Annotated in this window: 12 protein-coding genes; 5 read left to right on the plus strand and 7 right to left on the minus strand. The window is 73.9% G+C overall.

Annotated features, from left to right (window positions below; all coding sequences use genetic code 11):
* Window positions 1–25: 25 nt before the first annotated feature.
* A complete protein-coding gene (locus AMK13_RS32800) occupies window positions 26–406 on the minus strand; it encodes a winged helix-turn-helix transcriptional regulator (RefSeq protein WP_074005307.1) in 381 nt (126 codons plus the stop codon).
* 143 nt (window positions 407–549) lie between these two features.
* Here AMK13_RS32800 and AMK13_RS32805 point away from each other — a divergent pair, with 143 nt between their 5' ends.
* From AMK13_RS32805 to AMK13_RS32815, 3 genes are all read left to right on the plus strand, one after another.
* Window positions 550–1617: a zinc-binding alcohol dehydrogenase family protein gene (locus AMK13_RS32805; protein WP_074005308.1), complete on the plus strand. Its 1068-nt coding sequence runs from the start codon at window positions 550–552 to the stop codon at window positions 1615–1617.
* A 4-nt stretch (window positions 1618–1621) separates the two neighbouring features.
* On the plus strand, window positions 1622–1837 hold the full coding sequence (locus tag AMK13_RS32810) for a hypothetical protein (protein ID WP_074005309.1): 216 nt from the start codon (window positions 1622–1624) through the stop codon (window positions 1835–1837).
* Window positions 1838–1966: 129 nt separating this feature from the next.
* Window positions 1967–2380: a hypothetical protein gene (locus AMK13_RS32815; RefSeq protein ID WP_143204689.1), complete on the plus strand. Its 414-nt coding sequence runs from the start codon at window positions 1967–1969 to the stop codon at window positions 2378–2380.
* 52 nt (window positions 2381–2432) lie between these two features.
* On the opposite strand, the gene AMK13_RS44320 is transcribed toward AMK13_RS32815, so the two are convergent.
* The 3 genes from AMK13_RS44320 to AMK13_RS32830 form a co-directional block, all read right to left on the minus strand.
* On the minus strand, window positions 2433–3188 hold the full coding sequence (locus AMK13_RS44320; protein ID WP_074005311.1) for a helix-turn-helix domain-containing protein: 756 nt from the start codon (window positions 3186–3188) through the stop codon (window positions 2433–2435).
* A gap of 10 nt (window positions 3189–3198) precedes the next feature.
* Window positions 3199–3441, minus strand: a complete 243-nt coding sequence (locus tag AMK13_RS32825; RefSeq protein WP_074005312.1) for a hypothetical protein — start codon at window positions 3439–3441, stop codon at window positions 3199–3201.
* A gap of 548 nt (window positions 3442–3989) precedes the next feature.
* Window positions 3990–4484, minus strand: coding sequence for a carboxymuconolactone decarboxylase family protein (locus AMK13_RS32830; RefSeq protein ID WP_079272710.1), 495 nt, complete (start codon window positions 4482–4484; stop codon window positions 3990–3992).
* A 262-nt stretch (window positions 4485–4746) separates the two neighbouring features.
* On the opposite strand from AMK13_RS32830, the gene AMK13_RS32835 reads away from it, so the two are divergent.
* On the plus strand, window positions 4747–5265 hold the full coding sequence (locus AMK13_RS32835; RefSeq protein ID WP_074005313.1) for a hypothetical protein: 519 nt from the start codon (window positions 4747–4749) through the stop codon (window positions 5263–5265).
* A gap of 1232 nt (window positions 5266–6497) precedes the next feature.
* Here the strand turns inward: AMK13_RS32835 and AMK13_RS32840 are convergent.
* Entirely contained in the window at window positions 6498–7601 is a 1104-nt protein-coding gene (locus tag AMK13_RS32840) for an NADH:flavin oxidoreductase/NADH oxidase (RefSeq protein WP_074005314.1), read from the minus strand.
* A 191-nt stretch (window positions 7602–7792) separates the two neighbouring features.
* Here AMK13_RS32840 and AMK13_RS32845 point away from each other — a divergent pair, with 191 nt between their 5' ends.
* Window positions 7793–8218: an NUDIX hydrolase gene (locus AMK13_RS32845; RefSeq protein WP_074005315.1), complete on the plus strand. Its 426-nt coding sequence runs from the start codon at window positions 7793–7795 to the stop codon at window positions 8216–8218.
* 73 nt (window positions 8219–8291) lie between these two features.
* Here AMK13_RS32845 and AMK13_RS32850 read toward each other — a convergent pair whose 3' ends face one another.
* Window positions 8292–9704, minus strand: a complete 1413-nt coding sequence (locus tag AMK13_RS32850) for an MFS transporter (RefSeq protein WP_074005316.1) — start codon at window positions 9702–9704, stop codon at window positions 8292–8294.
* Between the two features lie 416 nt (window positions 9705–10120).
* Complete coding sequence (locus AMK13_RS32855; RefSeq protein ID WP_158077772.1) at window positions 10121–11044, minus strand: MerR family transcriptional regulator; 924 nt, start codon at window positions 11042–11044, stop codon at window positions 10121–10123.
* Between the last annotated feature and the right edge of the window lie 295 nt (window positions 11045–11339).

An 11339-nucleotide genomic window follows, 5' to 3' on the forward strand; every position in this document is an offset into this window, starting at 1 on the left:
CGCAGGCGTCCGCCGCCGATCGTCCTCAGCCGGTCACGGGGAAGCGGTCGATGTTGCGTTCCACCCAGGTGCGCAGGTGTGCCAGCGGGGCGCAGGCGTCCACGCCCAGCGGGGTGAGGCTGTACTCGACCCGCGGGGGGACCTCGGCGTGGATCTCGCGGTGGACCAGGCCGTGCTCCTCCAGCCTGCGCAGGGTCTGGGTGAGGACCTTCGGGCTGACGCCCTGCAGGCGGGTACGCAGTGCGCCGAAGCGCTGCGGGCCGTCCTCCAGGGCACCCAGGGCGAGGGCGCTCCACTTGTTGGCCAGCAGGTCGAGCATGTCGCGGCAGGGGCAGGCCGCGGCGTAGACGGACTTGGGGTCGGTGCAGTCGGGGGCGTGGGTCTTCGCCGTACGGGTCGTCGTCACGCGCCGATGGTACCCATTGGTACCCGTCGGGTACTGCTTCGGTACCCAACAGGTACCAATGGTCCTTGCGGGTAACCACTACCTTCCGCATACCGTCTCCGACGTGCCCGGACACCCCGGGCGCCCCGAGGAGGAGAGCCCTGATGACCGCCGTGCCCGCGACACCCCCGACGCCCGAGACCGCCGGGATCCCGGCGACGATGCCCGCCGTCGCCTACCGCCGGAGCCTGCCGGTCGACGACCCGCGGAGCCTGCTCGACGTCGAGCTGCCCGTGCCCCGGCCGGGCCCGCGCGACCTGCTGGTGCGGGTCGAGGCGGTGGGCGTCAACCCGGTGGACCACAAGGTCCGGCAGAGCGCCGACCCGGGCGGCGAGCCGCGGGTGCTGGGCTGGGACGCGGCCGGCACCGTGGTCGCGGTCGGCTCGCGGGTGGAGCTGTTCCGGGTCGGCGACGAGGTGTACTACGCCGGCGCCCTGGACCGGCCCGGCGCCGACTCCCGCTACCACGCGGTGGACGAGCGCCTGGTCGGCCGCAAGCCCGCCACCCTCTCCTTCGCCGGGGCCGCCGCGCTCCCGCTGACCGCGCTCACCGCCTGGGAGGGCCTCTTCGAACGCCTCGGCCTGGGCACCGGCGGACCGGAGCAGGGCGGCACCCTGCTGGTGACCGCCGCCGCGGGCGGCGTCGGCTCCCTCGTCACCCAGCTCGCCCGCGCCCTCACCGGCCTGACGGTGATCGGCACCGCGTCCCGCCCGGAGTCGGCCGACTTCGCCCGCCGCATGGGCGCCGACCACGTGATCGACCACAGCCGCCCGCTCGGCCCGCAGCTGGCTGAGGTCGCCCCCGGCGGCCTCGACCACGTCTTCAGCACCGTCGCCACCGACCGCAACCTCACCGCCTACGCCGAGGCGCTGAAGCCCTTCGGCGGCATCGTCGCCGTCGACGACTTCGACTCCCTGGACATCGGCGTCCTCAAGGGCAAGAGCATCTCCTTCCACTGGGAGTTCATGTTCACCCGCTCCCTGCACGCCACCGCCGACCGGGCGGTGCAGCACCGCATCCTCGACCGGGTCGCCCGCCTGGTGGACGCGGGCGTCCTCACCACCACCGCCACCCGCGACCTCGGCCCCGTCAACGCCGCCAACCTCCGGGCGGCCCACCGCCTCCAGGAGTCCGGTACGGCGATCGGCAAGACGACCCTCACCGGGTTCTGAGCCGGTGCCCTCCCGCCGCACCGGCCAGATCGAGGCCCTCATCGCCACCGGCGCCGGGGCGGTGGCGGCCCTGGCCGCCCGGGCCCTGCTGTCCGGCGTCTACCAGCACCACGGGCAGGACCCGGCCGTGCCTACCTGGCTCGACGCCGCCGTCCTGGCCACCGGCGCCGCCACGGCCGCCCTGCTCTACCGGTGGCTGCGCCGCCGCCCGGGAGACTGACCCCCGCCCGCGCCCCCGCCCGCCGGATCCCCGTTCAGCCCGTGCCGGCGCGGGCGCCCTCGGCGGGCGCGGGGGAGCGGGGGAGCGGAAGTGGCGGTGGATCCGGTGCGGGTCTGCCAGGCTGTTCCGGTGTTCGAATTCCGTCTCTGGCTTGCCGCGTTCCCGGAACCCGTACCCGAAGCCGAAGCCCGCAGCTACTGGAACCTGAAGGACCACCCCACCCCGTACCTCGACGGAGCCCTGAGGCGCGCGGACTACGTCTACGTCGGCGCCTGGGGGGACAGCCACCTGTCGGACGAGCCGCAGTCCGGCCGCTGCCCCGCCGTCAGGATCTTCGACTGGTTGTTCTACCGCGGGACCATCGACAGCTACCAAGCGCCGCTTCTCGACGCCCGGTTGAGGGACGAACTCATCAGGATCCACCAGCCCCGCCCGGGTGACCTGCCCGCGGAGTCCACCGACGCGGAGACGATCGCCGCGTTCCTCACGGCGCACCTCGGCCGGTACCTGCTGCCCGAGGAGGAGCCACCGGCCACGGCATGACACGTCGGACGGGCCGGCTTCCCGCTCCCGCAGGCCGGGCGGGGCCTCCCGGTCAGGGGACGGACCGTCCCGCCAACCGGTCGGTACGGCGCGGGAAGTCGGACGGGCCGACTTCCTGCGTCGGGCGGCTGCCGAGGGTGCGGCGCAGGTGCCGGATCTCCGCGTGGGCCTCGGCGAGTTGGCGGCGGACGTCGGGCTGGGAGGACGGCGGGGGCGGCGCCCCGGTGGTGCGGCGCAGGGCCGCGACCCACTCGTCCTCCTCCGCCGGGCCCACCCCGCAGGCCCGGACGAACTCGACGAGGACCCGCTCGGTGCAGTCCCGCTCGCCCGCCAGCACTCCGTGCAGGGTGCTGCGCGGCAGGTGGCTCACCGCGCCCCGCACCGCGCGCGTCTCCAGCTCGCGCAGGGTCGGGCTCCCGGCGCGCAGCCGCAACCGCCGCATGGCGACGAGCAGTTCGGAACGCTCCGTGACGTACCGCAGGGCCCGGTGCGCGGCCGGTCCGCAGCCCGCGACCTTCCCCCTCCGGCCGGGCCTGCGGGCGTCGGCGCGCAGCCACAGCCGCTCGGCGGTGCGCACCGAGCCGCCGCAGGCCCGGACGTAGGCCTCGGTGACCGGCCAGGTCGGCACCGTACGGCCCTCGTCCGCGCGGGAGAGGGTGGCGAGGGAGACGGGCCGGGTGAATTCGACGGTCTTGCGCGCCATCTGGCTGTAGGTGAGGCCGGAGCGCTCGCGCAGTCCGCGCAGCCACCGCGCGAGCGTCCGGACCTCCTTGTCCTGCTCAGCCAGGGCGCTGTTCAGGCGCCCCACCGGCCGCCTCCTAGCGGGCCCGGTGGACGGTGAGCGCCTCGGCCAGGCGGCGGACCAGCTCTATGCCGAGCAGTCCGGCGCCGGCCAGGGTGGCGACGGCGGTGCGGGCGGGGGTGCCGAGGGTGGTCAGGGCGGTGGTGAGGAGGAGGACGACGACCACGAGCACGGTGGCCGGGACCGGCACCGGGGTGCCGGGGGCCGTCCGGACCTCGACGCACGCCGCGTTCGCGGCCGGGGTGTACTGCTGTTCCATGCGGTCTCCGCTTCGCTGGGTTGCGGTTGCTGCCACTCGACCGGGGTCCTCACGCGTGCCCGTCCGGCCTTCCAGAGCCGGGCGGGCTGGACACCCACGCACAGGGTCGCCGTGTACCACGGGGGCGGTCCAACGGTTTACGCCGCCGTTTCTCGCCTTGTCCCAGCCGAAATTGAAAAACCGTCAGAAGGAATTCGCAGCTCACGGCCGTCCGGCCGTCCGCACCCCCGGGTCCCGCTGCCCGCCGCGTCCGACCTCCCACGCGCTTTCGGGCTTGCCGCGAGGAAATCGAAACGCCATCCTCAGTGGATATCGGCGGGGTGAGCGCCCCGCACCAGCCCCGCCCCCGGCCAGGAGCCGGAGGCGCCAGGGCCCCGCGCGGCATTGGCCTGTCGCGCCCCATGCACGCGGTCTCCCCGGCCGTTGCCACTCGACACCACCCAGGGGATCCGGCTTGCCCTGTTCCAGCAGGGCGGGCCAGCTGCGGCACCTTCTGCCGCGCCGAAGTCCGCACCACCGGGCCGGTCGGTCCGTCGGCCGGCTGCCGGTCAGTCGGTCGGCCGGCCCGCCTGCCGGTCCGTCGGCCGGTCCTCCTGCTGGTCGTCCCGCCGGTCGTCCTGCCGGTCCGCCGCGACCGGCAGCAGGCCGCGCTCGCCGAACACCTTCTTGGCGACGAAGGTGGCGTTCAGGGCCTTCGGGAAGCCGCAGTAGCCGGCGGAGTGCAGCAGCGCCTCGACGATCTCCTGCGGCGTGAGCCCGACGTTCAGCGAGGCGTTGACATGGACCTCCAGCTGCGGCTCGCACCCGCCGAGCGCGGTGAGCATGCCCAGGGTGACCAACTGCCGATCGCGCGGCGGCAGCCCCGGCCGGCTGTAGATCTCCCCGAACCCCCAGGCGACCACCTGGTGCCCGAGCTCCGGACTGACGTCGCCCAGCGCGTCCACCACCCGCCGCCCGACCTCGCCGTCGATCCGCTCCAGCACCTCCAACCCGCGCGCGAAACGCTCCCGGCGGACCTCGGCCTCGTGCGCGGACCTGCTCATCGGCGCCGCTCCTCTCCCGTTCCCGCGCCGCCGACCACGTGCGGCGGCGACCACGGCAGAAACCGTAGAACTTGGAGTGCACTCCAACTCAAATCCGACACGCACCCCGCCCCGCAGGAAAATTTGCGGTCGAGACCCCCTGAAATGCCATCACTGCGCCCTGGCTGAGCCGAAAGATTTCCTGCGGCCGTACCATCCGAGGGAACGGCCGCAGCCCCCGCGGCCGCGCCCAGAGTCCCGAGTCCCGCGAGACGGAGTCACCGTGCCCCCGAACGTCTTCCGCAACGGCATCGGACGGCTGCTCCCCTCCCGGGGTCCTGACGGCCTGAGAGTCTGGAGCATCGACCAGGCACCGAGGAGCACGCTGTACGGCGCCCCCGTCGAGGCCACCATCCTGCTCGAAGACACCGACGACCTCGACCGGGCCGACCTCCCCCTGGTCGCCGAGGTCCTCGGCAGGATCGACCACTACCTCGAGACGGCGCTCCACTTCGTGCGCGAGGCAGTGGCGGCCGACCCGGCCCTCTTCGGCCTCACCGAAGCGAAGTCACAGCCCTACCTCCGCCTGCCGGCCGCGGACTTCCCACTGGACTCCCCCCAGCTCAACTTCTACCTCGACGAGTGGCACCTCCACTTCGCCGAAGGCCGCCTGCCCATCTGCGACCCCTACGGCCTCGCGGTCGTCTTCGACGGCCAACAGCCACTGAGAGTGGAAGACCTGAGCGACGCCACCCCCATCGACCCCGACACCACCGAGATCCCGGGCCGGCAGAACTCCTGACCCACCCCTCGCCCACCCCGACTTTCCACGCCATGCCACTCCCGCCACCCCTAGCCCACCCGCAGTTCCCCGGGCCCCGGCCCGCACAGAATGGAGGGTGGGCGCGCGGGCCGGAGCGGAAAGTCAGCGGGCCCGACTCCCCGCGCCGTGTCACCTGCTGTAGGACGTCGCCAGGTTCGAGTTCCTACGCTGCGCCGGTCCAGCCGCCCCTCGTCCACCGCAGATCGGCTGGCACTTCCTTATCCCGGGTGTTCGGGCCCGACCTGCACCGCTTCGGCGGGTGGGCACGGGGGCTGGAGCGAGAAGTCGGCGGGCCCGACTTCCTGTGCTTCGTTGCTCCGGACCCCTCGCCCCTGCTCCGCTGGGTGGGGATGTGGGCGGGGTGATTGAGAAGCCGGTGGGCTCGACTTCCTGTGTGCGGCACTCCCATCACCCCCCCCCACATCGCTCTGCCGGGTGGGGGTGGGGGGTTGGAATGGAGTGAGAAGTCGGAGGGGTCGACTTCTCGTGCCGCATCGATGTTCGCCGGGTGCAGCTCGGTCAGCCTTGCTCGTCCGCCCGCAGGTTGGCTGGCAGTCCCTCTTTTTGGGCCCCGGCCTGCGCGGCTTGGTGGGTGAGCACGGGGGCTGGAGTGGGAAGTCGGCGGGTCCGACTTCTCGCGCTGCGCCACTCCGCTCCCTTCCGGCTTCGTCGGGTGAGGGCGGGTGAATGGGAATTCGGCGGGCTCGACTTCCCACGCTGCGCTGGTCCGTTGATGGCTGCGGCGAGCGGATCGGAGTGAGAAGTCGATGGGGCCGACTTCCTGTGCTTCGCTGCTCTGCTCCCTCGCCCCTGCTCCGTTGGCTGGGGATGTGTGGGCGGGTGAGTGGGAAGTCGGTAGGGCCAAGGTCTCGTGCGTGCGGGGCGGCTGGTGGGGAAGTTCCTGCGCGAGGTGGGGTGGGAAGTCGGTGGGCTCGACTTCCTGTGCTGCGTTGGGAAGTTGGTGGAGCGACTGCGGTGAGCGGGGCGGAGTGGGAAGTCGGCGGGGCCGACTTCTCGTGCCGGGTAGGGCAGTCGATGGGGAAGTGCACGTGCGAGGTGGAGTGGGCAGTCGACGGGGTCGACTGCCCACTGTGCTGCGCTGGGCGGTTGGTGGGGTGGGTGCGCGGGCGGTTGGTGGGGAAGTGCCCGCGCGAGGCGGAGCGGGAAGTCGGTCGGGCCGACTTCCCGCGTTGCGCTGGGCGGGGCGGGGGTCAGGAGCGGTGGTACTGGATGGGGGTGGTGACTTCGGCGCCGAGGGTGGTGGCGGCGTGGCGGGCCCAGTAGGGGTTGCGCAGCAGTTCGCGGCCGATCAGGACGGCGTCGGTGCGGCCTTCGGTGAGGAGGGCCTGGGCCTGGGCGGGGTCGGTGATCAGGCCGACGGCGGCAACCGGCAGGTCGGTCTCGCGGCGTACGGCCTCGGCGAAGGGCACCTGGAAGCCGGGTGCGGCCTCGATCCGGGCGTCGGGGACGAGGCCGCCGGTGGAGACGTCGAGCAGGTCGACGCCGTGGGCCCGGAGCTCCTTGGCGAGGCGGACGGTGTCCCGGGAGGTCCAGCCCTCGCGGCCGTCCTCCGGGTTCTCGGTGAGCCAGTCGGTCGCGGAGACGCGGAAGAAGACCGGCAGGTCCTCGGGCCACACCGAGCGGACGGCGTCGACGACCTCCAGCGCGAAGCGGATGCGGCCCTCGAAGGAGCCGCCGTAGCCGTCGGTGCGCCGGTTGGTGTGGGGGGAGAGGAACTGGTGCACGAGGTAGCCGTGGGCGCCGTGGACCTCGGCGACCTGGAAGCCGGCGTCGAGCGCGCGCCGGGCGGCGTCGGCGAACTGCCGCACGATCTCGCCGATCTGCTCCTCGGTGAGCTCGTCCGGCGTGGTGTGGGCGAGGGAGAAGGCCTCGGTGCCGGGGCCGACCGGGGTCCAGCCGTGCTCCTCGTCCGGGGTGACGGGGCGTCCGCGGTCGACCCAGGTGCGTTCGGTGGAGGCCTTGCGGCCGGCATGGGCGAGCTGGATGGCCGGGACGGTGCCCTGGCTCTTCAGGAAGGCGGTGATCCGGCGGAAGGCGGCGGCCTGCTCGTCGTTCCAGATGCCGAGGTCGTACGGGCTGATGCGTCCCTCGGGGCTGACCGCGGTGGCCTCCGTGATGATCAGCCCGGTGCCGCCGGCGGCGCGGGCCGCGAGGTGGGTGAAGTGCCAGTCGGTCGGGACGCCGGCCGCGGCGCCGTCCGGGGCCGCGCTGTACTGGCACATCGCCGGCATCCAGATCCGGTTGGGGACGGTCAGGGACCGCAGGGTGAGCGGGGCGAAGAGAGAGGTGCTCATGTCGGACTCCCGGTGGGGTCGGCTGACGCCAGGACGCAGGTGAAGCAAGGATGCGGGGTGAAGCAAGGGCGAGCATGCAACTTTTGCAGCTGCATTTACACTCGTAAACAATAGTTGCGTGCGCACGGACTCGCAAGGGTTCCCCGTCGGCGCGCCCTCCCGACACCCTCCCACCTGCGACAATCGCTTCCATGATCGAATCCGCAGCCACCAGCATCCCGGAAACGCCCCTCACCGTCGCCGCCGCCGCGATCATCCAGGACGGCCGGCTCCTGGTCGTCAGCAAGCAGGCCGCCCCCGAGGTCTTCTACCTCCCCGGCGGCAAGCCCGACCCCGGCGAGGACGCCCTCCAGGCGCTGGCCCGCGAACTGGGCGAGGAGCTCGGCGCGGCCCCGGTCGACCCCCGCCACCTCACCGACATCCGCGCCACCGCCGCCCTCGAAGGCGTGCCCATGCTGATGACCGTCTTCACCGCCACCCTGGACCGCGAGCCCGTCCCCGCCGCCGAACTCGCCGACCTGCGCTGGACCGACGGCCGCGACGACACCCTGCGCCTGGCCCCCGCCGTCCGCGACCACCTCCTGCCCCTGCTACGCGAACGCGGCGACCTGGCCTGACCCGCAGGCCCGGCCCGGAGACCGTTTCGGCCCCCGCCCGGGCGGGGGCCGAAACGGCACGGGCGGTCCTCCGTCAGCGCGCCGTCTGCGCCACCCGCTGCGCCGGAACGGCGCCCCGCGCGGTCCGCGCGCCGGCGGAGGCACCAGCAGGGGCGGCAGGGGCAGCCGGGGAGGCGCCCAGCGCGGTGCCGCGGGTCTCCTCCGCCCACGCCACGCAGACCAGCAGCCCGAGGGCGGTGACCCCGGCGGCGATCAGCATGGTCGGGCCGGTGCCCAGCCCGGTCAGCGACAGCGGCAGCAGGTAGGTGCCGACGGCCGCGCCGATCCGGCTCACCGAGGTGGCGACGCCCACGGCGGTGGCCCGGATCTCGGTCGGGAACAGCTCGTTGGGGTACGTCCAGTCGAGCACGTTGGGCCCGCCGCACAGGAAGGCGTACGCGCACAGCGCCAGCAGCGCGATCGCGGCCGGGGCGGTGGGCCACACGCCCAGCAGCGCCAGCGGGACGGTCATCAGCGCGAAGGACCAGATGATGACGGGCCGGCGGCCGCGGGTGTCGATCAGGCGCAGCGCCGGGTAGCAGCCGAGCAGGAAGACCAGGCTGATCAGGCCGGTGCCGAGGGTCTCCATCACGGTGCCGCCCGGCATGCCGAAGGAGGAGAGGATCTGCGGGCCGAAGGTGAGCATCGCGAACAGCGGGCCGACCTGGCACATGAAGAACAGGCCGCAGAACAGGGTGCGGCGCCGGTAGGGCTGGGTCATCAGCAGGCGCAGTCCGGCGGGGCGGCCGCGCTCGGCCGGATCGGGCATCAGCTCCCGGCCGTCGACCCGGACCCCGAGGTGCTTCTCGACCACCCGCACCGCGTCACCGACCCGCCCGTTGGCGGCCAGCCAGCGCGGCGACTCCGGCGAGCCGCGGCGGATCACCAGGAACACCACGCACAGCACCGTGGAACTCGCCAGCATCCACCGCCAGCTGCCCGGCCCGGCCAGCTCCAGGAACAGGTAGCCCACCACGTAGGCGAGCACCGAGCCGGCGTACCAGGCGACGATCTGCTGCCCGAGCAGGCGGCCGCGCTTCTTGGCGGGCAGCCACTCGGCGAGCAGCGAGGTGGCGATGGGGTAGTCGGCGGCCACGGCCATGCCGAGCACGAAGCGCAGCAGGGTGATCGCCCACACCGCGTCCACCCAGAAGGAGAGCACCGAGCAGGCGACCATCACGAGCAGGTCGGCGGTGTACATCACCTCCCGGCCGATCTTGTCGGTCAGCACGCCGAAGAGCGCGCCGCCGACGAACATGCCGACCAGGGCGGCGGCGCCGATCAGGCTGACCTCGGCGGTGGAGAGCCCGAGGTCCGGGCGCATCCCGATCAGGGCGACGCCGACGATGCTCAGGATGTAGCCGTCGAGCAGGGGTCCGCCCGAACAGGCGAGGGCCAGCCTGCGGTGGAACGCGGTATACGGGGCGTTGTCGATGGTCTGGGACATGTACTTGGGGTCCTCCGGAGCGTACGGCACGCACTGCGCACCGTGCGCCGGGTAGACGGCAGGGGAAGACGCCGCCCACCTCGGACGGCGCCACCGCCCGGTCACAACGGGCGACCGTCCACGGTTGCCCCGGTTCCGAGGGGGCGCCACCGGGGCGAAGGTCGAGGGGATTCGCGACCAAGGTCCCGAAGCGGACGGGCCCTTCGCCCGTGCCGCCACGGCGCCCGCCCAGTCCCGCCACGGGGCCGCGCCGCCGGGCGCCGCGAACGCGCGCCGGACGTGACCCTGGTCACTTCGGACCGTCAACGGCCCCTGGAATGTGGCCCATTCCACACCGGGGCGGTGCCCGTCCGTACGGGACCGACCCCGCCGCGTCACCGCCGGGGCGCCGTCACGAGCCCGCCGTGAGCGCGGCGTCAGCCCGTTGTGAGCCCGTCGTCAGCTCCTCTCCGAGGGCCGCCCGCGCCCGAGCCCGCGCCCGAGCCCGAGCCCGAGCCCGAGCCCGCGCCCGCCAGCGGCACGGCGACGTCCGCGACGTGCTCCAGCGGCCCGGCGGTCGCCCAGTTCGGGTGGTACACCTCCCGGTTCGGCCCGCCCCGCCCGTACCCGCGCGCGGCGACCCAGGCGGCGACCGCGTCGTGGGCGGCGGCCATCGCGGCGGTGCGCCGGCGGGTCAGGGCGGTGTACGCCTCGCGGTGCGCGGGCTCGACGCGCACCGCGAACGGGCCGTGCGGCCCGACGCAGTGCGGCCCGACCGCGTCCGGGGTGGGGGCGCAGACCTCGACCAGGGCCTCGCAGTCCTCGCCCACCAGGCCGTGGTAGACCGCGAACAGCGGCCCCGACAGGCACGCCCCCGCCTCCCGCAGCCGGCCGAGCAGCAGCCCGGAGGCCTCGGCGAGGAAGCCGGGCAGCTCGGCGGCGTCCACGTGCCGTCGGACGAACAGGACGTGCTGCTCGGGCACGTCGCGCTCGGCGACCTCGAACACGGCCGTGCCCCGTCCGGCCAGGACCTCGCGGGCGTAGCCCACCGCCTCCCGGCGGGCCGCGTGCTCGGCCTCCCGCTCCCGCCAGTACGCCAGCAGCTCCCGCTCGCCCGCGTCGCCGTCCGACTCGGCCGCGTCCAGCACCGCCGCGATCCGCGCCAGCGGCAGCCCGGCGGCGCGCAGCAGCGCGATCCGCCGGGCCCGCTCGACCTGCGCCGGGCCGTACCGCCGCACGCCGGTGCGCGGGTCGACCAGGGCGGGCGGCAGCAGACCCCGCGCGTCGTAGAGCCGCAGGGCCTTGAGGCTGAGCCTGGTCCGGGCGGCGAGTTCGCCGATGGTGATCGTGTCGTCCTGCACGCCCGCCACTGTGCCCCCTGCCCCAGGGGGAGGGGCAAACGCCGAACACGGAAGGGGACGAACACGGAAGGGGGCGGACACGGAGAGGCAAGCCGCACCCCCTTTGTGGCGGTACGTCAGCCTTCCCACCGGATCCGCCCGCCTGTTCGCGGCGCCGAGCGGGCCGGTTCACCGGCGCGTGAACTGGAGGCCGTCCGTGCACGGTTGACTTCCCGCGGCCTGGGAGGAAACGCCCCCGGGCCGCACCGTCCGCGGGCGAACGGCACTTCCGGCGCCCCGCACGCCGCCGGAGACG

Source organism: Streptomyces sp. CB02056 (genome assembly GCF_001905545.1).
Classification (GTDB): Bacteria; Actinomycetota; Actinomycetes; order Streptomycetales; family Streptomycetaceae; genus Kitasatospora.